This is a genomic window from Propionispira arboris (assembly GCF_900109225.1).
GTDB lineage: Bacteria > Bacillota > Negativicutes > Selenomonadales > Selenomonadaceae > Propionispira > Propionispira arboris.
Genome location: NZ_FNZK01000017.1, coordinates 45,641 through 67,782, shown reverse-complemented (window position 1 = coordinate 67,782; position 22,142 = coordinate 45,641). Strand labels below are relative to the sequence as shown.

Annotated in this window: 25 protein-coding genes; 21 read left to right on the top strand and 4 right to left on the bottom strand. The window is 39.8% G+C overall.

Annotation, left to right across the window (positions count from 1 at the left end; genetic code table 11):
- Position 1: 1 nt before the first annotated feature.
- Genes BMY14_RS15320 through BMY14_RS15310 form a run of 3 tightly spaced genes read left to right on the top strand, consistent with a single transcriptional unit; the run spans position 2 to position 2,689 of the window.
- A complete protein-coding gene (locus BMY14_RS15320) occupies positions 2-1,393 on the top strand; it encodes a TadA family conjugal transfer-associated ATPase (RefSeq protein ID WP_091833650.1) in 1,392 nt (463 codons plus the stop codon).
- Positions 1,374-2,342, top strand: coding sequence for a type II secretion system F family protein (locus BMY14_RS15315; protein WP_245741438.1), 969 nt, complete (start codon positions 1,374-1,376; stop codon positions 2,340-2,342). The genes BMY14_RS15320 and BMY14_RS15315 overlap by 20 nt, the downstream gene beginning before the upstream one ends.
- Positions 2,339-2,689: a DUF192 domain-containing protein gene (locus BMY14_RS15310; RefSeq protein WP_091833644.1), complete on the top strand. Its 351-nt coding sequence runs from the start codon at positions 2,339-2,341 to the stop codon at positions 2,687-2,689. Before BMY14_RS15315 ends, BMY14_RS15310 begins: the two co-directional genes overlap by 4 nt.
- A gap of 32 nt (positions 2,690-2,721) precedes the next feature.
- On the opposite strand, the gene BMY14_RS15305 is transcribed toward BMY14_RS15310, so the two are convergent.
- Positions 2,722-3,951, bottom strand: coding sequence for a pilus assembly protein TadG-related protein (locus BMY14_RS15305; protein ID WP_019553797.1), 1,230 nt, complete (start codon positions 3,949-3,951; stop codon positions 2,722-2,724).
- A 369-nt stretch (positions 3,952-4,320) separates the two neighbouring features.
- Between BMY14_RS15305 and BMY14_RS15300 the strand changes: the two genes are divergently transcribed.
- The 8 genes from BMY14_RS15300 to BMY14_RS15265 all read left to right on the top strand — a co-directional run bounded on the left by BMY14_RS15300 (position 4,321) and on the right by BMY14_RS15265 (position 11,962).
- Entirely contained in the window at positions 4,321-5,052 is a 732-nt protein-coding gene (locus BMY14_RS15300) for an amino acid ABC transporter ATP-binding protein (protein WP_019553798.1), read from the top strand.
- Between the two features lie 27 nt (positions 5,053-5,079).
- Positions 5,080-5,898 (top strand): transporter substrate-binding domain-containing protein, encoded by an 819-nt coding sequence (locus tag BMY14_RS15295; RefSeq protein ID WP_091833641.1) that lies wholly within the window; start codon positions 5,080-5,082, stop codon positions 5,896-5,898.
- Positions 5,899-6,570, top strand: coding sequence for an amino acid ABC transporter permease (locus tag BMY14_RS15290; protein WP_091833638.1), 672 nt, complete (start codon positions 5,899-5,901; stop codon positions 6,568-6,570). It abuts the gene before it with no gap.
- Positions 6,567-7,211: an amino acid ABC transporter permease gene (locus BMY14_RS15285; RefSeq protein ID WP_091833635.1), complete on the top strand. Its 645-nt coding sequence runs from the start codon at positions 6,567-6,569 to the stop codon at positions 7,209-7,211. Before BMY14_RS15290 ends, BMY14_RS15285 begins: the two co-directional genes overlap by 4 nt.
- Before the next feature lie 303 nt (positions 7,212-7,514).
- Positions 7,515-8,522: a glycoside hydrolase family 130 protein gene (locus tag BMY14_RS15280; RefSeq protein ID WP_019553802.1), complete on the top strand. Its 1,008-nt coding sequence runs from the start codon at positions 7,515-7,517 to the stop codon at positions 8,520-8,522.
- Positions 8,523-8,577: 55 nt separating this feature from the next.
- On the top strand, positions 8,578-9,837 hold the full coding sequence (locus BMY14_RS15275) for a glycosyltransferase family 4 protein (protein WP_091833632.1): 1,260 nt from the start codon (positions 8,578-8,580) through the stop codon (positions 9,835-9,837).
- Positions 9,834-10,913: a glycosyltransferase gene (locus BMY14_RS15270; protein WP_091833629.1), complete on the top strand. Its 1,080-nt coding sequence runs from the start codon at positions 9,834-9,836 to the stop codon at positions 10,911-10,913. The genes BMY14_RS15275 and BMY14_RS15270 overlap by 4 nt, the downstream gene beginning before the upstream one ends.
- A gap of 41 nt (positions 10,914-10,954) precedes the next feature.
- Entirely contained in the window at positions 10,955-11,962 is a 1,008-nt protein-coding gene (locus BMY14_RS15265) for a glycosyltransferase family 4 protein (protein WP_091833626.1), read from the top strand.
- Positions 11,963-12,134: 172 nt separating this feature from the next.
- Here the strand turns inward: BMY14_RS15265 and BMY14_RS15260 are convergent, their stop codons facing one another.
- A complete protein-coding gene (locus tag BMY14_RS15260; protein ID WP_091833623.1) occupies positions 12,135-13,397 on the bottom strand; it encodes an aminotransferase class I/II-fold pyridoxal phosphate-dependent enzyme in 1,263 nt (420 codons plus the stop codon).
- Between the two features lie 35 nt (positions 13,398-13,432).
- Positions 13,433-13,759 carry a DMT family transporter gene (locus tag BMY14_RS15255; RefSeq protein WP_091833620.1) on the bottom strand — a complete coding sequence of 109 codons (327 nt, stop codon included), beginning with the start codon at positions 13,757-13,759 and terminating at the stop codon, positions 13,433-13,435.
- Between the two features lie 236 nt (positions 13,760-13,995).
- On the opposite strand from BMY14_RS15255, the gene BMY14_RS20750 reads away from it, so the two are divergent.
- Positions 13,996-14,706: an IS3 family transposase gene (locus tag BMY14_RS20750; RefSeq protein WP_218144914.1), complete on the top strand. Its 711-nt coding sequence runs from the start codon at positions 13,996-13,998 to the stop codon at positions 14,704-14,706.
- On the opposite strand, the gene BMY14_RS20745 is transcribed toward BMY14_RS20750, so the two are convergent.
- Positions 14,677-15,081 (bottom strand): hypothetical protein, encoded by a 405-nt coding sequence (locus BMY14_RS20745; protein WP_218144913.1) that lies wholly within the window; start codon positions 15,079-15,081, stop codon positions 14,677-14,679. The genes BMY14_RS20750 and BMY14_RS20745 overlap by 30 nt on opposite strands.
- Here BMY14_RS20745 and BMY14_RS21220 point away from each other — a divergent pair.
- From BMY14_RS21220 to BMY14_RS15215, 9 genes are all read left to right on the top strand, one after another.
- Positions 15,001-15,210: a hypothetical protein gene (locus BMY14_RS21220; RefSeq protein ID WP_218144916.1), complete on the top strand. Its 210-nt coding sequence runs from the start codon at positions 15,001-15,003 to the stop codon at positions 15,208-15,210. The two genes, BMY14_RS20745 and BMY14_RS21220, sit on opposite strands and share 81 nt — an antisense overlap.
- A gap of 430 nt (positions 15,211-15,640) precedes the next feature.
- A complete protein-coding gene (locus BMY14_RS15245) occupies positions 15,641-16,078 on the top strand; it encodes a PaaI family thioesterase (RefSeq protein ID WP_091833619.1) in 438 nt (145 codons plus the stop codon).
- Positions 16,079-16,116: 38 nt separating this feature from the next.
- Positions 16,117-16,542, top strand: a complete 426-nt coding sequence (locus tag BMY14_RS15240; RefSeq protein WP_091833616.1) for a HutP family protein — start codon at positions 16,117-16,119, stop codon at positions 16,540-16,542.
- 267 nt (positions 16,543-16,809) lie between these two features.
- Complete coding sequence (locus tag BMY14_RS21065) at positions 16,810-16,944, top strand: hypothetical protein (protein ID WP_281246457.1); 135 nt, start codon at positions 16,810-16,812, stop codon at positions 16,942-16,944.
- A 1-nt stretch (position 16,945) separates the two neighbouring features.
- Positions 16,946-18,154 carry a Na+-transporting malonate decarboxylase, carboxybiotin decarboxylase subunit gene (gene madB, locus BMY14_RS15235; protein ID WP_091833613.1) on the top strand — a complete coding sequence of 403 codons (1,209 nt, stop codon included), beginning with the start codon at positions 16,946-16,948 and terminating at the stop codon, positions 18,152-18,154.
- 20 nt (positions 18,155-18,174) lie between these two features.
- Positions 18,175-18,957, top strand: coding sequence for a biotin--[acetyl-CoA-carboxylase] ligase (locus tag BMY14_RS15230; protein ID WP_091833611.1), 783 nt, complete (start codon positions 18,175-18,177; stop codon positions 18,955-18,957).
- Between the two features lie 188 nt (positions 18,958-19,145).
- Entirely contained in the window at positions 19,146-20,819 is a 1,674-nt protein-coding gene (mdcA, locus tag BMY14_RS15225; protein WP_091833608.1) for a malonate decarboxylase subunit alpha, read from the top strand.
- A gap of 25 nt (positions 20,820-20,844) precedes the next feature.
- A complete protein-coding gene (mdcC, locus tag BMY14_RS15220) occupies positions 20,845-21,174 on the top strand; it encodes a malonate decarboxylase acyl carrier protein (RefSeq protein WP_091833605.1) in 330 nt (109 codons plus the stop codon).
- The gene (locus BMY14_RS15215; RefSeq protein WP_091833602.1) at positions 21,174-22,133 is read left to right on the top strand and encodes a biotin-independent malonate decarboxylase subunit beta; all 960 of its coding nucleotides are present in this window, start codon (positions 21,174-21,176) and stop codon (positions 22,131-22,133) included. The genes mdcC and BMY14_RS15215 overlap by 1 nt, the downstream gene beginning before the upstream one ends.
- Positions 22,134-22,142 lie beyond the last annotated feature (9 nt).

The following is a 22,142-nucleotide window of genomic DNA, read 5'->3' as shown; positions in this document are numbered from 1 at the left end:
TATGTTATTATTTGAACGATTAGGGAAAAAAAATGGTATGGAGGAACGTCAAGCAATTTTTGCGGGCAGAAAAGGCAGCTCCATGGAAGGACAATATCAAGATTTAAAACTCGAAATTCATCGGCGAATTGTTGATGAAATGAATATTGAGCAGCAACAGATTTTGACAAGTGGGCAGCGTGATCATCGTGAAATTGAAATCATTATTGCAGGATATTGTAAACGTGTTTTGGATGAGCATCCATTTGCTGTTCCCAGGGCTGATCAAACGGGTATTGTGGCGGATATTCTTGATGAAATGTTGGGATTGGGACCGATTGAACCATTGCTAAAAGATGAAACGGTTACAGAAATCATGATTAATGGTCCCAAACATGTATTTGTTGAACGTATGGGGAAATTGCATCTTACAAAAGTGCAATTTCATGATGATGGACATCTTATGAATATCATTGAACGAATTATTGCACCGCTCGGGCGTCGGATTGATGAAAGTTCGCCTTTAGTGGATGCAAGGCTGGAAGACGGGTCACGGGTCAATATCATCATTCCTCCTTTGTCGCTCATAGGTCCCTGCGTGACGATACGTAAATTCACCAAAGATCCACTGACTGTCGAAAATTTGATTGGTTTTGGTTCTTTGAGTGAGGATATGGCAGCTTTTTTAAGAGCTTGTATAGCAGCAAGACTCAATATTGTTGTTTCTGGCGGGACTGGTTCAGGCAAGACCACGACACTGAATGTCTTATCGTCTTTTATTCCAAGCGATGAACGTATTGTTACGATTGAAGATGCCGCAGAACTAAGGCTTATGCAGGAGCATGTAGTGACATTGGAAAGTCGACCTGCTAATATTGAAGGGTCCGGGTTGATTACAATTCGTGATTTGGTACGAAATGCTTTGCGTATGCGTCCTGATCGTATTGTTGTGGGTGAAGTGCGTTCTGGTGAAGCCTTAGATATGCTTCAGGCGATGAATACAGGTCATGATGGTTCGTTAACTACGGCACATGCCAATACGCCGCGTGATGTTTTGAGTCGCTTGGAAACGATGGTCTTAATGGCTGGAATGGACTTGCCCGTCAGGGCTATTCGCGAACAGATTTCTTCCGCAGTGGATCTCATTATTCAGCAGTCAAGAATTAGAGATGGCAGCCGGAAAATTACATATATTACAGAGGTTCAAAAGATGGAGGGGGATGTTATTATTCTCCAGGATTTATTCCGTTTTGTTCAAACTGGCATTGATGAAAAAAACAAAGTTTTGGGGGCTTTTGAATCAACCGGTATGCGCCCTAAATTTATGGAAAAGTTTGAGATGAATGGAATTCAGATGCCAAAAAATTTATTCGTTTCAGATCATACTGGAACGAATGAAACAGAGTGGAGGTAAAGCTATGGCTTTATCGATTGCCTTGCTGAGTGGCTTATTCTTGTTTTTCTTTTTTTACGCATTGGTGGTTACTAAAATTGCCCCGAAAACGCAGGTGAAAGAACGTGTGCAGCGCCTACGGCAAGCTTCGATTTTAGCAGAACAAGGGCTATTTGCATCGGAAAAAGCAGATAAACCATTACCTTTCAGTTTTGTTTGGGAGATGGTTCATCAAATGGAAGAAGTGATCATCCGCTTCGTACCGCAACGAGTTTACCAGATTGTCGCTGAACGAATTTTGCAAGCGGGGAAACAACATATTTGGAACGTGAATGATTGGGTTTGTTTGTTGCTGATAGCATCGCTGGTTTCAGTTCTCTTTATGTCGTTTTTTGCTTTTTCTGTAATGAATTTGTCTTTTTTACAAGGGGTTACATTGGTCTTTTCATCGGCTCTGATCGGAGGAGGACTGCCACTTGTTTTTTTTGATTCACTGATTGCAACGCGGCGTAAAAAGATCATAAGGCAGTTGCCAGAAGTGCTGGATTTGCTTTGTGTAAGTGTAGAAGCTGGATTGTCTTTTGATGGTGCAATGGCAAAGGTAGTGGAACGAATGCAAGGACCTTTGATTGAGGAGTGCCAAAAAATGTTGCGGGATATTCGTATGGGAATGACACGGCGAATGGCTCTAACGAATATGTCAGACCGATGTGGCAGACCAGAAGTATATCTTTTTACAGCGGCGGTTATTCAAGCTGATCGCTTAGGTGTTAGTATGGGGAAAACTTTACTCATTCAGTCGGAAAATATGCGTGAACGAAGAAGACAGACCGTCAAGGAACAGGCATTGAAGGCGCCTGTTAAGATATTACTGCCTCTGGCGATATTCATTTTTCCAGTATTATTTATGGTCGTTCTGTTACCAACCGTTTTTTCCATTCTGCATAATTTAACGGTGATGTCGAAATGAAAAAAATTTATAAAATCATGCCACAAAACTTTCACGATAAAGTAATGAATATTGTGGTTGCCGATACTTTTTGGCAGCGCTTCAAAGGACTTATCGGAACATCGTTTTTACCGGAAACAGAGGGGCTTCTGCTTTGCAAATGTAATAGTATTCATATGTTTGGCATGTTGTATGCACTGGATATTATTTATCTTGATAAAGATGGTGTGATTTTGAAAGTGGTAGAAAATATCAAACCGTTTCAAGTGAGCTGCTGTTGGAAGGCACAAGATACATTAGAAGTTAAAAGTGGGACGATCAAACAGATCGGCTGGAAGATTGGCGAAAAATTAAAATGGCAAAAATAAAGAGCGAAATCGCTATGATTTCGCTCTTTATTTTATTCGACCAGGCTTACGGCATTGCCGTTACTAGAACCGGAGGTGGAACCTTTGGAGTTTTTATAGGTTATATTACCATTGCCGAGGTTTAAATTTTGTGCGATAAGATAACCATCCAATGTTTCTGGTCCGCCGCCCTGAATTGTTATACTGCCCTTTGGTGCTAGCATATTAACATGAAGAAGGGGGTTGCTTTGTGGGCTATTATTAATTGTGATATTGCCATTCAATGAAATCAAGGTGATTGTTGCGGTCGGATCAAAGGTTACACTTGTAAAACTTAGGTTCATATCACTGGTGGTGACAATAACAAGATCATTCTTAACGATACCACTGTTGCCATAGGGGCCTGAAATAATATTTGTGTATGATAAGCTTCCGTTTACATAAAGTGGTGTGGTTGCGGCTAGGGCGTTGATTGCACTACCGCCAGCAGCACTTGCAATATTGTTGGAAGAAAATGTGTTGGCTGTATTGGTTAGAGAAGTAATTTTAGCCGCTATCACAGGATTATTTGCAGTAATATCAATTGTTGGAGTACCGTAGGTAAAGTCCGAAGTGAAGACTTGATTTGCTGGCTTATTTAGACCACCAATATTGTATTGTCGTGCGGAGATTGAAATGGGGGCATTGATTTGTATGCCCCCGCTGGGGAGGTTATCACTTCCATAGCCATTTTCACTGTTTCTATCAAATTGAAAAGTACCATTTACATGAATTGGTCCCTTAAAGACCTCATTACCCGAACCGTATTGGCCTAATAGATAAAAAGTTCCGGTTCCACCAGATATGATACTATGATCAAAAATACCTGGTGTGTTACCGGTAGAGGCCGCAATTGCATGAACCGTGAGTGTGAAGGGCGGAATGATATTCGTTCCTAGAATATCCTGAAAATATTTAAAGAATAATAACGGTGCATCTTTATTGATATCGACACGGATTTTTTTTGTTGTTCCATCGGTGAGAAATGTAATCTGGCCATCGGGAATGGTTTCACCATTTTTTTTGCCGTAATTTTGCGCCAAGGATTTTGCGGCAGACTCACTTGTTTGCAGTTGACTGGCTCCAGCTAATGCCGCGGCATCGGCAATGTTTTGCATATGGGAGCGCTGGACATAAAGAGCGCCAACATCGACAGCAATGGCACTGCTTAGTAGTAAAAATGGGATTGTAATAGCCATTAGAATGAAGACAGAACCTTTTTGTTTGAAACGAAGAAAATTCATGGAATAGTCTCCTTACATGTTGAGATTAAAATATAATAAATATAACAATTTATTATACAATGGAAGAGACGGCTGTTTCAAGGCTGGATAAGGATATTTAATAAAAATGGGGACGATTTTCTAGATGGTGGCACCACCGGTATATCGGAACAATGTACTCTGTATACATAACTGGATTTTATTGCAAAAATCACGTTAGATTGTTATGATATATTGTATCAACATGAGAAAAAAGTTAATTGCTTGCTTTGAATGTGTGGGTGCGAAAAATGGATACGTTTATTCAGCAAAGAAGCTGCCGAGACTCAGTTGAGAGTTTTGACGGCTTCTTTTTGTTTTTTTGCGGTATCGAAAGAAGAGGTGTAGACATTGATTAAATTAGAGAATATCCATAAGTATTTTGGTGAACTACATGTACTTCATGGTGTAAATTTGGAAGTAGCCGAAGGTGAGAAAGTAGTTATTATTGGACCAAGTGGTTCGGGGAAAAGTACGCTCATTCGTTGCATCAATCTTTTAGAAAAACCGGAAGAGGGCAGTGTGGTGGTCGATGAGGTTAATCTTCTTACGACACCGGCCGCGGTAGCGAAAGTACGACAATCTATGGGGATGGTGTTCCAACAGTTTAACTTATATCCGCATATGACCGTTTTAGAAAATTTGATTTTGGCACCGATCAAATTAAAGGGCATCAGCAAAGATGAAGCCATTGCTTCAGGGCTTCTTTATTTAGATCGTGTGGGACTTCAAGATAAGGCCAATGCTTATCCAGCGCAGCTTTCAGGCGGTCAGCAGCAGCGGGTTGCTATTGCGAGAGCTTTGAATATGAAACCGAAGATTATGTTGTTTGATGAACCAACTTCGGCGCTGGACCCGGAAATGATTCAGGAAGTTCTGGATGTTATGATTGCTTTGGCGGGTGAGGGAATAACGATGGTTGTCGTAACGCATGAAATGGGTTTTGCCCGTAAAGTAGCCGATCGTGTGATTTTTATGGCCGATGGTGAGATTATAGAACAAAATACACCAGAGGAATTTTTCACGAACCCTAAGCATAATCGTACCAGACAGTTTTTAAGCAGAATTGCTCATGCAGTATAATTTTAGCAAATGAAGGGTGGAATTATTATGAAAAAGATTATTACGTTAGTACTTAGTTTGATTATGGGACTTAGTTTGGTATTTGCTGCTGGTTGTGGCAGTGATCCGGCTCCAACAGCTTCTTCGGGAAGCGGGGATGCACCAGATATTAAAGCGGTAAAAGATCACGGCGTTTTGAAAATTGGTGTTAAAGTGGATGTACCAAAATTTGGGTTTAAAGATCCGAATACCGGCAAAGTAGACGGGATGGAAATTGACTTGGCGCGTGCTTTAGCTAAAAAAATCTTAGGTGACGAAAGTAAAATTGAAGTACAGCCGGTTACAGCTAAAACGCGTGGACCGCTTTTGGATAATGGCGAAGTTGATTTTGTAATCGCTACATTTACGATCACGGAAGAACGCAAACAAAGCTATAATTTTTCTGATCCATACTTTGAAGATGGTGTAGCTTTGATGGTGAAAAAAGATTCAGGCATTACAGATTTGGCTGGTTTGAATGGCAAAAAAATTGGGGTTGCGCAAAGTGCAACGAGCAAACAGGCTTTAATGGATGAAATCAAGAAACAAAATCTGAAAATTGATATCCTTGAATTTGGGACATATCCGGAAATAAAAACGGCGCTTGATTCTGGACGTATTGATTGTTTCTCAGTCGATGGTGCGATTCTTGCCGGTTATTTAGATGATACAACGGTCATCTTACCAGCTCGTTACAGCCCACAATTATATGGTGTTGCGGCTAAAAAAGGGAATGAAGGTTTAACAAAAGTTGCAAATGATACCATTGCAGATATGAAATCTTCAGGTGAATTGGATAAAATTTTGACAAAATGGGGCTTGAAATAAATGCCGGGTCCCTTTGCCCTATTTAAGTGGCAGGCAGTTTTACGAGATTGGCAGGTATTTGCTGAAGGATTTGGTATGACGATTCTCGTTTCTGTTTTGGCCTTGGTCTTGGCTTTAGTCCTGGGTATTTTATTTGGGATGATGGGTACGGCGCAGACAAAGCCGCTTCGTTATTTAAATCGGATTTATGTAGAATTTATCCAAAATACACCATTAGTTATTCAGATTTTCTTTCTATATAATGGCTTGCCTTATTTAGGTGTTATGCTGCCTGTATTTTGGGTAGGAATGCTGGGAATTGGTGTGTATCATGGAGCCTATGTTGCCGAAGTTGTGCGGGCGGGGATTTTATCAACACCCAAAGGACAGTTTGAAGCAGCATATGCGCAGGGCTTTTCGTATTGGGGGGCGATGCGGTATGTGATTTTGCCACAGGCAAAACGGATGGCATATCCACCGCTTACGAATCTTGCAGTTAATCTTATTAAAAACACTTCCGTTATGGCAATGGTTGCAGGTGGAGAACTTATGTACCATGCAGATTCCTGGGCCAGTTCCAATTTGTATTACGGTCCGGCTTATATTATTACGGGGATTTTATATATTGCACTTTGCTTGCCGCTGGCAACCTATGCAAAATATTTGGAACGTCGGTTGGAGGTGTCGGCATGAGTGAACTTTTTCAACCAGGTGTGTTATTGTTTTTAGGACAGGGATTGTTGACGACCATCTATATAGCGTCGGTTTCAATTGTACTCAGTTTGGTCTTTGGTATTTTGCTTGGGGTTTTACGATTTCAAGGAAAATGGCCGGGTTATATGGCGGCGACTTATATTGAAATCATCCGAAACACCCCGTTACTTTTGTTTATCTTGGCATTTCGTTTTATGACGCCTTTGCCACCGGTTCAGGCTGGTGTAGCAGCCATGACGGTGTTCACAACGGCGATTATTGCTGAAATTGTCCGTGGTGGTTTGAAATCAATTCATAAGGGACAGTGGGAAGCAGCGACGGCACAAGGGTTTAGTACGTGGTCTATTTTGCGGCATATTGTTTTGCCGCAGGCTTTGCGAAATGTAATTCCGCCGCTCGTTTCCCAGTGTACGACGGTCATCAAGGATACTTCGTTTGTTTGGGCGGTTGGGATTGAAGATCTAACTGGCAAAGGGATGATTATTATGGGACGTTATGGTACGACCGAACAAGTTTTTACGTTGTTTGGCATGATTGCCGCAACTTATTTTATTATGAATTATGCTATTTCGGTTTATGCACGGCGGGTGCAGCATAAAATGATTTGTAAAAGTTATTGACGGAAAAGGTGGGCTGTCTCAAATTTTGAGACAGCCCATTTTCGCTTTCTACAAATAACAGGGGACGCTTTTGTACGTGATAAAATTGACAGAATCAACTTTTTCTTGTATACTTAAGACAACACTATTAGCAGTCAACGACGGTGAGTGCTAATGCCATATTGTAGTTTGACCGCCTAGGGGTACTAGATTAAGTGTGCGCATGACTCGTTTACACATACGATCCAATATCTTGCAGGGCGGTTTTTTTATTCGAACATAGATAGCACCGTTAACAGTGAAATAGAAAAAGGAGTGCTTCTTATGAGAAAAGGGAAATTTACAACGAAATTAAAAAATGATGATAATACTTTTAAAGAACTTTTTCGCAGGCATGCGAATAATCCGATTTTAACAGCAGATAATTGGACTTATCCAGTGCATTCTGTATTTAATCCAGGGGCAACTATATTTGAAGGTAAAGTACTTTTGTTGGTACGGGTGGAAGATCGTCGAGGATTTTCACATTTAACAACGGCGATTAGTGACAATGGAATCGACCATTGGCAAATCGATAGTATACCGACTATGGAACCCGATATTTATGATCATCCGGAAGAACTATGGGGCATTGAAGATCCGCGTATTTCTCGTTTGGAGTCCTTAGGAAAATGGGCGATTACCTATACAGCTTTTTCACAAAGCGGTCCGCTGGTGTCTTTGGCATTAACCGAAGATTTTAAAACATTTTCTCGGCTGGGAGCGATTACGAGCGGGGAAGATAAAGATGCCGCACTTTTCCCGCGGCGCATTAATGATAAATGGGTCTTGATTCATCGACCAATTGTGGCAAGCTATGTAGCAGGTGCTCATATCTGGCTTTCTTATTCGGATGATCTTTCCCATTGGAGCGACCAGCAGGTTTTGATGCATGCACGCTCTGGCGGTTGGTGGGACAGTGGAAAAATTGGGCTATCAGCACCACCTTTAGAAACCCCTCAGGGGTGGCTGCTTTTGTATCATGGCGTACGACAAACTGGGTCGGGTTGTTTGTATCGACTCGGACTTGCTTTGCTTGATTTAGAAAACCCATTAAAAGTATTGCATCGCAGCGATGAGTGGATTTTTGGACCGGAAATGCCTTATGAAACACAAGGCGATGTTGCAAATGTAGTATTTTCTTGTGGCTGGGTGTTGGATGAAAAAACAGGGGTTATCAGAATCTATTATGGCGGTGCCGATACTTGTATTGCATTGGCTACAAGTACAATCGGCGAGTTGTTAGAATATATCTGCCGCTGTCCGGAACCGTCACATGGTGATTTTTATTAATAGACGGAAATTTTGGCGGTAAGAGAGCAAAAAGAGAAAGAAAGGATAAGAAAAAATGAAGACAAATATCGCTAAGCGCATTGCTTTTTTAAGTACGTATCCACCGAAAGAATGTGGATTGGCTACATTTACGGAAGATTTGGTAAATGCAATTGATGAAAATACAGAAACTTCTTCCGTGCAAACCTGCATTATGGCAATGACAAAAAATGAAGAATACACGGATTCACGTGTTGCATTTCATGTGAACCAGGAAGATCGTTCCAGTTATAAGGAGGCTGCTGCTTGGGCCAATACACATGTCGATTTGGTCATTATTGAACATGAATATGGTATTTTTGGCGGAACCGCAGGTGAATATGTTATTGATTTTGCGAAAGAATTGCAAATCCCTTTTATCGTTACGACGCATACAGTGTTACTTCGCCCGACGTCAAAACAGAGATCTGTTTTACGTGAACTTGGCAAACTGAGTACAAAAGTCGTGACGATGGCAGAAAGTTCAATTCCGGTGCTAAAGGGCAGCTATGATATTGCCGGACGTAAAATCATGTTTATACCACATGGTGTACCGAGTATGAAAATGGTATCACGTGAACAACTGAAGTCGTATTATCCGGCGCTCAAAAATAAACAAATTATTAGCAGCTTTGGTTTGATCAGTCCGGCAAAGGGGTTAGAATACGGAATTCAAGCCTTGGCAAAAGTAGTAAAACAATATGATGATGTTATTTATTTGATTTTGGGGAAGACACATCCTACCGTTAAAGAAAAAATGGGTGAAGCCTATCGGCAGAGCCTTATGGATTTGGCAGAAACATTAGGCGTGAGAGATCATGTCCAATTTGTTGATAAATATTTGACAAAAGAAGAGGTCATCACCTATTTACAATTATCCGATATGTATTTGACACCGTATTTGTCAGCTGAACAGGCTGTCAGTGGCACATTGGCCTATGCCATGGGTTACGGACGGGTTATTATATCGACACCTTATCGCTATGCACAAGAGATGCTGGGGGAAGGCCGCGGCCTCTTAGCTCGATTTAGAGATGAAGATTCACTCGCAGATTGTATACGAACGGTTCTTGGTAATCCTGAGCGAAAAGCGGACATGGAAATCAGGACCATGGCTGTAGGTCGGACGATGACCTGGGAAAATGTAGCGAGTCAATATGTGGAATTATGTCTAAAGACTATTGATGAAAATAGGAATTCTTTGACAAGTGATACCCAGATACCACTCGTTCCACTTGAAAAAAAAATGACATTTTCGTTTAATAAAACCAGTCAAGTGAAGGGGATGAAAGCATGAACACACTTGCCCTTGAAAGCCAGCTTGATAAAACACATATATTTCGCATGACAGATGATACGGGGATGTTTCAGCATGCGAAGTTTGGTGTGCCAGATCTATCCAAAGGTTATACGACAGATGATAATGCCCGAGCGCTCATTATGGCAGTCATGCTGTATGAAAAAGAACAGAAAAAGAGCTATTTGGCTTTAGTTTATCGTTATTTGGCATTTGTATTGTATTCACAAAATGAAACGGGACGCTTTCGTAACTTTATGACATACGATCGTAAGTTTATCGAAGCGGAGGGGTCTGAAGATTGTTTTGGTCGTTGCCTTTGGGCACTAGGATATACAATGGAATCAACGGCTATGCCAAAAGGGGTGCAAGATGTTTGCGCCAGAGCTGTTGCTGCTGCTTTGGATACAAAATTATTTGCTATCAAATCCATCAGAAGTCAGGCTTATGTATTGATTGGCTTAGGTTTTCTTAAGACGGAGGCGGCACATTTAAGAATTTGCGAAATTGCTACGCAGTTAGCAGATTCTTTTGACAAATGTACGAAAACGAGCGAATGGCAGTGGTTTGAAGATGAATTGACCTATGATAATACAGTTTTGCCATGGGCTATGTTTATTGCATATCGTGCGACGAAGGAACAGCGCTTTCTTGATATTGCCCGTAAAAGTTTGGCTTTTGTTGATACGGTTACGTTCCGTGATGGATTTTTCCGTCCTGTTGGCTGTGATGGCTGGTATAAAAAAGACAAAGAACCAGCTTTGTATGATCAGCAGCCAGTTGAAGCTTCAATGTCCACATTGGCACATTTGGTTGCCTTTGAAATTACAGAACAGCCGGATATGCTTGAATTTGCCCAAAAAAGTTTTGCCTGGTATTTAGGTGAAAATTCGTTGGGACAGAGTTTGATCGATCCGGAAACCGGAGGCTGTTTTGATGGCATTACCCCAACGGGAGTCAATCGAAATCAAGGTGCGGAAAGTATCGTTGGGTACACTATGGCAAAATTGGCTTTGTCAAAACACAATCTTACGACACCCACTTTTATGACGAATCAAAGTTGTTTTGAACGGTAAAAGACTTTGCAGCGGGTTAAAAACAGAAAGGAATTTTTATTTTGAAAATTGCAATGCTGGCACCAATCGCGTGGCGAACGCCACCGCGTCATTATGGTCCATGGGAGAGAATCGTTTCTTTGGTGACAGAAGGTCTGGTTAAAGAAGGACTGGATGTTACGCTTTTTGCCACGGGTGATTCACAAACAGCGGCTAAACTTGTAGGTGTTTGTCCGAGTCCATATGAAGAAGATCGAAGCATCGATGTTAAAGTTTGGGAATCGATGCATATATCAGAAGTGATGGAGCATGCGAATGAATTTGATCTGATTCACAATCATTATGATTTTTTGCCGTTGACATATAGTGCTTTAATCAAAACACCCATGGTGACAACAATTCATGGGTTTTCCTCAGAAAAAATTCTACCAGTTTATAAAAAATATAACAAAAGAACACAGTATGTATCGATTAGTGATGCGGATCGCAGTAATCAGCTTGACTACATCGGGACGGTTTATCATGGTATAGATATCGAACGGTTTACGATGCGTGAAAACCCGGGGGATTATTTAGTGTATTTTGGTAGAATTCATCCTGATAAAGGAACGAAAGAAGCCATTGAAGTGGCTCGTTCTGCTAAAATGAAGCTGGTGCTCGCGGGGATTATTCAGGATCAGGCCTACTATGATGAATGTGTAAAGCCATATCTGAATCATGATATTACGTATATTGGCTCGGTGGGGCCAGATGCCCGTGATCGCGTACTGGGACATGCATTGGCTCTTCTGCATCCAATTGGCTTCAATGAGCCGTTTGGACTGACTATAGTCGAAGCAATGGCTTGTGGCACACCAGTAATTGCTTTCAAGAAGGGTTCTATGCCGGAAATCATTACGGACGGCGTTGATGGATTTTTAGTGACGAATGCGGCTGAAATGATCGAACGGCTGCAAGACATTAAAAAAATTGACCGCTTGGCTTGCCGCAAAACGGTAGAGGAACGTTTTTCCCAAAAACGAATGGTGAAAGATTATATTGAAGTTTATAAAAAGATCTTGCTTTTATGATTTTAGTTAAACAGATAAAAAACAGCCAATAGAAAACACTTTTAAAAAGTGATCTAGCGGCTGTTTTTTTATCTGTATAAGTTGCATTAAATATTTTATACCAAATTCCTGGCAAAATAATAGTCTACATGCAATTTCTTTAATGCAACTTATATGTATTGTAATATTTTTTTTAAAATTGATATTTAAATTTTAAATGTTCTAATACGGATATCAACTTATCAATGTGTTCAGCCTTGTGATGGGCATTTAGCATGATGCGAATCAAGGCATGATCTGGTTTTACTGCCGGATAACGAAACATCGGTACAATTAAACCTGCCTGTAAAAACGCATCATATACGTGTACGGCTTTTTCATCATTACCAATGAGTACAGACGTAATATAGGATGGAACAGGGCTGAGCATGAAGTTCTTTTCTTCTAAACGCTGCCTTAAAGCCAAAGACCGTTTCAAATAATCATCCATAATTTCGGGCTGATTTTGGAGCTTTTTCATAATATAATGAATGGTGCTCGCTGTTGGCGGCTGTATAGCTGCCGTAAATAAAGAGGTACCGGAGAGAACTTCAAAAGCATGAATATATTCTTTTGGACCAGCAATGGCGCCGCCTTCTAAACCAATTGATTTAGAAAAGGAAACCATAACAAATGTAGCTCGCCGCATGGCGGCAAATTCTTCAGCGAATAAACGATTTTCCGGACCATAAATCAAAAACCCGTTTGCATCATCGACATAACTTAGGGCATTGTATTTTTCGCAGGTATCGAGTATTTGTCCAATCGGAGCAATGGACCCATCCGCTGAATACACGCTTTCAAAAACGACGACAATTTTTTCGTGCTTTTGTGATACTTTTGCTAAAACACGTTCTAAATCTTCGGCCTTATTATGACGAAAAGCAAAAAGCTGTTTACCAAATTCCAAATGGGAGGCTGCTTTCCACAAACTCCAGTGGCAGTCTCGATCTAAAATAAAAACAGTGTCGCTGTTATTGATATTACAGGTAGGACTGAAATTAAATTTACTTGTCATTGCATTGATAAAACCAACATTTGCCAGTAATCCGCTGGCAAATGAAATAGTACGTTCTTTGCCTGTAATATGGCTAAGTTCATTTTCCATAGTGAGATGAGCTTCACAGACACCTTGCGTCACACGTGAACCGCCGGTAGTTAGGCCGTAAGTACCGCAAGCAGCATGAAAATGGTTTAAAACATCTTTTTCCTGATGTAAATCTAGTATATTAATACTGGCAAAATTGATCATTTCTTTATCTTCATAGCAAATGGTTGGTCCGACTGGTTTTGTTGTTGTTAACAGCTCATGAAAAAATCCTTCATCCAGAGCGCTTTCAACAAACTCTTCGAAGCCCCAAAGTTCTTTTTCTGCTGTTTGTAATGAGTTTTTCATGGCAAGATCATATTTATTCATAGTAACTCTCCTAAAATATAGTATTGATTTTCCATTTATTTAATAGTAAAAAAATTAAATTTCAGACCGACTACGCCGAGCACAATTAAAATAATACAAAAAACTCGGCCAAATTCTTTCGGTTCACCTAAGTAAAACATACCGATAATGGCTGTCCCCACGGCACCAATACCAGTCCAGACGGCGTATGCTGTACCAATGGGAATGTTTTTTAACGACTCATCCAATAAAAAAATACTGCCGAGCATAGCAGCACCGGTTAGTACTGATGGCCAAAAGCAGGTGAAACCTTCTGTATATTTCAATGAAATTGCCCACACAATTTCTAAACAGCCGGCTATTAGTAAATAAATCCATTCCATTTTATACACTCCAATTTTTAAAGTTACTTGACGTATATTTTTATAATAGTATATGTCTTTATGCTGAAAACACAATGAAAGAGTAGGCTAATCTTTTCGTTATCAATATGTGACTTCATTTTTTGACTAACATAAAGTATACGAAACATAATGGTGCTATAAATCAAGACACTTTTAAGGACAGTTTTTAATGAATCTGATATACTTTAATCAACATAGAAAGAGGGTTCATTATCATGTCCCGACAAAGAAGAAATTTTAGTGCCAAATTCAAATCAGATCTTGTAATTGAGCTCCTGAACGGTGAAAAAGATCTAAATTCTTTAGCTTCTGAAAATAGTATCCAACCTAACTTGCTTCGTAACTGGAAGAAAGAATTTCTCGATAATGCTTCTATCGTATTTGACGACAAACGAGAAGATAATATGAAAGAAAAACTTTCCATAGAACGCAAGGAAAAAGCGGAATATGCAAAAAAGGTTGCCCAGTTAACCATGCAGGTTGATTGGTTGAAAAAAAATCTGAAGAAGTTTGCGGATCTGACTACGAGAGTAAATTTAGTCCAAAACCTTTTGACGACTAAGGAAATGACAGCTTCTACGGGCGCCGATTTACTGGATATCAACCGTACCAGTATTTATTATAAAACCGTGCCTGTATCAAAAGAGGAACTTTTTTGTAAAGCTATCATAGACAAACTCCATACAGATAATCCGGCCTGGGGTGCAAGACAAATGTCTGCACAATTAAAGCTGCGGGGATATTTAGTTGGCCGAAGAAAGGCTCGCCGCTACATGGTAGAGATGGGGATTGATTCAATTTATCCAAAGATAAATTTATCAAAGCGAATGCAAAAAGCTAAAGCCTGCCCGTATTTACTCCGTAACGCTGTCATTGATCGTCCGAATCAGGCATGGTCAATCGATAATAACATATATCCCGATTAAACATGGTTTTTTGTATCTGATGGCAGTAATTGACTGGTACAGTCGTTGTATTGTCGGATGGGAAGTTAATGATACGCTGGATACCAGAATGGCTATCAATGCCTTGAAAAAAGCATTGATAGTGCCATGCCTCTTATCCTTAATTCGGATCAAGGCTGCCAGTTTACCAGCTAGGAATATACCAATTTCATTCAGAAAAACAAGATCCGTCAGAATATGGATGGAAAAAGTCGTTGGGCTGATAACATTATGATTGAATGATGGTTTCGCAATTTCAAGTATGAAGAAGCTTATCTGACGCAATATAACAATATTAAAGAAGCTAGAACTGCCATAGTTAATTACATTCACACTTACAATTTCGACAGATGTCATTCAGCAATCAATTATCAAAAACGGCAGAATGCTACTATCCGGCAATGCTGTTGGATCATGTGGCTTGATGTATTATATATTAGGGATTCAACAGTTCGCTTGGATTCAATCAACATATCGGTTCATTAAGAAAAGTTGATCTTTATGTCTTGACAAGTGAGCCACTATACTGATTTTTCTTTACTGATAAATGAAAAGTATGAAGTCAAAATGAAATAATTTATTGGGCGTTTCCAGTTTAAAAAAATGTATAGAAAAATTATTTTATTGGCTTTATGCACAGTAAGCTGCTTTTTAAAATTCTTAGAGAAATAAAATAAGAAAAAGAGATAGACGATACTTGATGTCAGCTATCTGTTCATGAAAAAAATTTTTTCGTTAATGTGTTTTATAACAAATAAAGCATAACATAAAAGAGAAGCTTTTTTTATTAATTACCTAATTTTGTAATATATGTATTATAAATCTATAATATACCCATAAATTTACATACAAAGTTTGTTGTTTAAATTTATTTTTTGTGATACAATTCTTGCGTAATATATGAGGGGGGGTAAAATTGCTTTTAAATGATACGAAAATAGAACAGTTCCTCATTGAAAATTATAAACAAAATCCTTTTGTGAAGGTGTGTAATATTCAGCTGGAACATGTAACATGTGGCGATGCTATTTTAAGTATGGGGGTGGATGATACATATACGAACCTTTACGGAGCGGCGCATGGAGGGGTTTTGGCAACTTTGATGGACACGGCCATGGGGGTTGTAAGCGCCAGCGTAGGGAAACGCGTTGTTACCTTGAATTTAAATATAAATTATATCAACGGCATATATTTTTGTGATAAGGCTACGGCTTACGCAACGGTTATGCACAAAGGGATTTCTACTCTTGTTATTGAAGTTGTAATTAAAAATGCAAAGGCTGAGTTGGTGACAAGTGGAACGGGCACTTTATTTATTGTTGGTTCATTTGATGAAATCCCTGAATCTTGGTAAAGAGGCTGTTGTATTACAGCTATAGGGAGGCTTTTTTTATGGAACTTATCAGCAGGATGATTAACGGAGTTGGATCGGCCGCAATGCTTTTGTCGATGACACGTACAATTGCCGATGAACAGGAGATCAAAAACTATCTGCATGAGAGCGGGTATTTTTTTGCTGTTACGGAAGTTGGCGGGAATACTGGGCGTAGTGATTTTCTTGAAAAATTCATTAAATCAATTATTGGAGCAGTACTTAATAATAATGTGGTAAAGAAAGAGGCACATGAAGTACATGCTGTTCTTCATGCGGCAGTAGAGGCCAAAAAAGGCGTTATAATGGACACTTCTTCAAATATTTCGGTTAAGATTGCCGTGGTTCGTAAAGATCCGTGGGTAGCTGTCGCTATTTTTGGCGAATCAGCTTTTTACCATACTACTAACCATGAACGGGCAGGGTTAGGACTTATGCATATTTAAAAAAATTCTGAAATTTGTATATTGACTTTTTGTTTTACAGAGTATATTATGAATTATAGAGTGAATAACCCGAGGAAAGATATTCGGGTATGAGTGTGTAAGAACGTGATAGTTTTCGCAGGATTAAAAATTATATATGCAAAGAGAGATAGAGAGATAAAGATATTCTTTATCTCTCTTTTTTTGTCTTTTTAACGCTCCGGACGTTGCTAAAAGAATTGAATGGATAATTTTTTACAGTGAAATCAAAGAAAAAGGAGAATGTTTATGAATATTGTGATGTATGCAGGAATGACATATGGGTTGACTGCAATTATTTCATTAGTGGTTATAGCCCTTATTGTAGTTATGAATAAATTCCTAGGCGGAAATTCTCAAGAGAATAAGGAGGATATGAATTAAGATGAACTTTTTAATGCAACTGTTTCCAGGTATTGGGAGCTTCTTTGTCCAAGATCCAATAATTATTGGTGCGCGAATTGTTTTAATTATTTTGGGATTTGTTTTGGCTTATTATGGATATAAACGGACGTTGGAGCCGCTTATTATGGTTCCAATGGGCTTGGGTATGATTTGTATTAATACTGGTGTTTTGTTTTTAGCAAATGGGCAGACGGGTACGTTGTTTTTGAATCCGTTGATTGCCGATCCTACTAGTTTAATTAATATTATGCAGGTTAATTTTCTGCAGCCAATTTATAATTTTACGTTTAGTAACAGTTTGGTAGCATGTATGGTTTTTCTTGGTATTGGTGCGATGTGTGAAATTGGTTTTATTGTTTGCAATCCATGGACCAGTATTATTATTGCAATTTTTGCGGAAGCGGGTACATTTTTCACATTAATTATGGGTGTATGGTGTGGACTGACTCCGAATGAGGCAGTAGCCGTTGCTTCTATTGGGGGGGCTGATGGCCCAATGGTACTGTTCACTTCACTGATGGCAGCACCAGAACTTTTTGTTCCGATTTCTGTTATCGCATATTTGTATCTCAGTCTTACATATGCAGGGTATCCATGGCTTGTTAAATGGATGGTTCCTAAAAAATATCGTGGTATGGATATTCTGGTTGATATGCCGGAAGTTTCCAAAAAATCGAAGTTTATATTTATCGTTATTTCCTGTGGCGTACTTTGTTTGCTTCTGCCAATGGCTGCGCCACTTATTATGTCCTTTTTTCTTGGTATGGCAATCAAAGAGTCGGAAATTGTGCCTTATCAGGAACTTGTAGAAAATACGGTTTTGTATATGGCAACGTTGTTGCTGGGCCTGTTGTTAGGGTGTCTCTGTGAGGCAACGACGCTTTTGAATCCGAAAGTTTTTATTATTGTAATTTTAGGAATTCTGGCGCTGACTGTTTCCGGTGTTGTTGGTATTATCGGTGGCTGGGTCGTTTACTGGTGCAAGGGTGGTAAAAATTTCAACCCGGTAGTAGGAATAGCCGGTGTATCCTGTGTACCATCTACAGCTAAAATTGCTCAGCATGCAGTTGAAGATGAAAATCCGTTTGCTGTTGTGCTTCCAGTAGCAATGGGGGCTAATATAGGTGGCGTTATTGTATCAGCAGTTGCCTGTGGGGTTATGCTTTCTACACTTGGGTTTTTACAATAATAATTTAGAGGTTGATTTTTATGATAGATAAAAAAAAATATCTGTTGCATAAAATCGTGGGCAAGCCGTTGCTATATTTTGATTCTTTGGAGTCCACTAATATAACAGCGGCGCAAATGGCGCAAAAGGGTACGGGAGAAGGAACAATCATTCAGGCTGATTTTCAATTGGCCGGGCGTGGTCGGTTAGGGAGAAAATGGGATTCACCACCGGGTAAAGGATTGTGGTTTTCTCTGATTCTCAGACCAAGGATTGAACCACAGTTTGGTGCGCAGCTCACTCTTTTGACGGCGGTGTCTCTTGTGGAGACAATAGACATATTTGCGAATCTTCGCTGTTGTATTAAATGGCCGAATGATTTGCTTTTCGGTGAAAAAAAAATTGGTGGAATTTTATCGGAAATGACTCTGGATGAAATGGGAAATATTGATTATGTGATTGTAGGTATTGGCCTGAATGTAAATTTTACAAAAATAGATTTTGATAAGTCAGTAGCGGATACAGCTACTTCAATATATTTGCAAACAGGAAATTTATTCGATAGAAGTGAAGTTTTACTTGCCTTTCGAGAGATTTTTGAAAAGCATTATGAACTATGGCTGGCGCGAGGATTTGAATTTGTTAGAGAGAGATGGCTGGCTTATAATTGTACACTTGGTAAAAATGTTACAGTCAAAGATGATGGAAAAGTTATTTTTGAAGGTATTGCCGAATCTATTAAGTCTGATGGAAGTTTAATTGTAAAAGCGACTGATGGAACACGAAAAGAGTTTGATTTTGGTGAAATCAGCATACGCTTTTAAATAAGAATTTCTTCATGCATATTTGAGTCGGTTTTTAGTAAATATGATATGTAGCAGGTCTGATGAAAAATTTGATAGTGGTGATTTTGAGAGCGTATTAATATGCCATTATGGCATATTAATGCGCTTTTTTATCGGGCCTAAAATATATAAACTTAAATTTTGTAAAAGAGAAAGGAGAGACAAAAATGGAGCTTAAAAGTGTAAAACGCGAATGGAATACTTTGAAAAAAGATACTATGGCGCGTATGAAAGAAGCTGCTCCTTATGTCAAAAAAGGGAAAATTGTTGATGCCAATGATACGGTCGCTTTATTAGAGGCGGTTATCAAACCGGGAGATAAAGTGAATATTGAGGGGAACAATCAGAAGCAGGCAGACTTTTTGGCAAAGGCTTTGTGTCAGGTTGATAAGAAAAAAATTCATGATTTGCATATGGTTCAGTCGGTATTGACTTTACCGGAACACCTTGATGTTTTTGAAAAAGGAATTGCTAAGAAGCTTGATATGTCATTTTCTGGACCACAGGCTGGGCGTATTGCCGAGTTCTTACAGGAGGGCAAGTTGGAATTAGGAGCAATTCACACATATCTTGAATTGTATGGACGCTATTTTGTAGATTTGACACCGAAAGTCGCTCTGGTTGCGGCTACTATGGCAGATAAAGATGGTAATCTTTTCACTGGATTTAGTACAGAAGATACACCAGCAATTGTTGAAGCAACAAAATTCAGACAGGGGATTGTTATAGCTCAGGTCAATCAGATTGTTGATAAATTGCCGCGTGTTGATATTCCGGGTGATTGGGTCGATTATGTAATTCAGTCTCCTAAACCATTTTATATTGAACCATTGTTCACTAGAGATCCGGCGCTTATTACAGATGCTCAGGTCCTTAAAGGTATGATGGCGATTAAAGGAATTTATGCTGAGTATGGTGTGAAGCGGCTGAACCATGGAATTGGTTTTGATACAGCGGCAATTGAGCTTTTACTGCCGACTTATGGAGAATCACTGGGGCTTAAGGGAAAAATTTGTACGAATTTTATTTTAAATCCGCATCCGACTTTGATTCCGGCGATTGAATCCGGATGGGTTGAATCCGTGCATAGCTTTGGTGGTGAACTGGGCATGGAAGATTATGTTGCAGCTCGCAGTGATGTGTTTTTTGTTGGACCAGATGGATCAATGCGTTCGAATCGTGCTTTTTCACAGACTGCTGGTCATTATGCTATTGATATGTTTATTGGTGGTACACTGCAAATTGATCCATATGGTAATAGTAGTACAGCTACGGCAAATCGCGTGGCTGGCTTCGGTGGTGCTCCGAATATGGGTTGTGATGCCAAAGGCCGCCGTCATTCAACAGATGCTTGGCTTAAAGTTGGCGATGAATATGGTATGAAAAACGAAATGTATGGACCCGTACGCCGTGGTAAACGCCTTGTTGTACAGATTGCAGAAACCTTCCGTGGTAAACTCGAACCGGGCTTTGTCGAAGAGCTCGATGCTTGTGCACTAGCAAAAAATGCTCAGTTACCAATTGAACCAGTTATGATTTATGGTGATGATCTTACGCATATTATTACTGAAGAAGGTATCGCTTACCTGCATAAATGCGAAACAATGGAGCAAAGAACGGCTGCTATTCGTGGTATTGCAGGTTTTACAGAGGTCGGAATGAAAGCAGATCCTAAAGAAACCCAGCGTCTTAGAGATAAGGGGATTATTAAAACTCCAGTTGATTTGGGAATTGATATTAGAAAAGCAAATCGCTCTATGCTGGCTGCCAAAAATGTACATGATCTTGTTCACTGGTCGCATGGGCTTTATAACCCGCCGGCAAAGTTCAGAAATTGGTAAATTGGTAAATAAGGAGGAGATTTAAGTGGCTTTACAAACTTTAGAATTTGAGTTTCAGGATGCTGCCCCAAAGACGATTGAAAAAGAGTGGTCTCATTTGGGTGTTACCGGATCCGGTGATTTGGAAGTTCTTATGGAAAAAAAGGATCTGGCTGGAAAAGTAAAAGTGAAGGTTGTTACCCCGGTTATTGGGTTTGATACTGTATGGCAGAAGATGCTGCAAAAGTTTGTTTCGGATTGTCATGTAGGAAATGTCAGTATTGAGATTAATGATGATAATGCAACGCCAATCGTAGTTTATATGAGACTGCGCCAGGCACTTGCTGAGGCAAATGAAAAGGGAGCTGAAAAATAATGAAGAGTTGGAAAGAGTTATCTGGTGCCAGCTTTTTTAATGCAACTGCCCGTGAACGAGCTGTTGGCATGGTAGATGAAGACAGCTTTACCGAACTGTTGGGACCGCATGATCGTTTTACAAGTCCCCATCTTCCGGTTCTGGGAACGGCTGTTGAGTTTGATGATGGCATGGTAACTGGAGTTGGCCGCATTGGAAAACATCCGGTATTTGTTATCTCAATGGAAGGTAAGTTTATAGGTGGTTCTATTGGTGAAGTAAACGGCGGTAAAATGGTAGGGACAATCCGTTTGGCGGAAAAAGTTGCTGTCCGTATCAAGAAAAAACATCCGGATGAATATGAACAACGCCGGCCAATGGTAGTTATTTCATTTGAAACGGGTGGTGTACGTCTTCATGAAGCAAATGCTGGTCTTTTGGCTCATGCTGAAGTAATGGATGCTTTTCAGGATTGTCGTCGTAAGCTGCCGGTAGTCTGTGTTGTCGGTAGTAAAGTCGGCTGTTTTGGCGGCATGGGGTTTGTGGCTGCTGCTACGGATGTTATTATAATGAACGAGCAGGGGCGTATCGGTCTTACGGGTCCTGAAGTTATTGAGCAGGAAATGGGTAAGGAAGAGTTTGATGCTTCAGATAAAGCACTGGTTTATCGTACAACAGGTGCTAAACAAAAATATATTATGCAGGACTGTAACTATTTGGTCGAAGATACAATTGAAGCTTTTTATCTGGCTTTGGCTGAAGTTGCAGACAAAACATTAGATGAAATTGAAGGTATGCGACGTATCGGTTCGGTAAAACTGATTGAAGAGCAAATGGATATCGTTAAGCTTGTTGGTGATATGCAGCCTAAGGATGCAATGGATATGTGGAAATACTATGGCAATGCAAAGCCGGAAATTTTGCCAGAATTGTCAATACGGGAGTTTTTGCAAGTCGCTAAGCGTAGAGTTCGCGGATAAGAGGAGGAT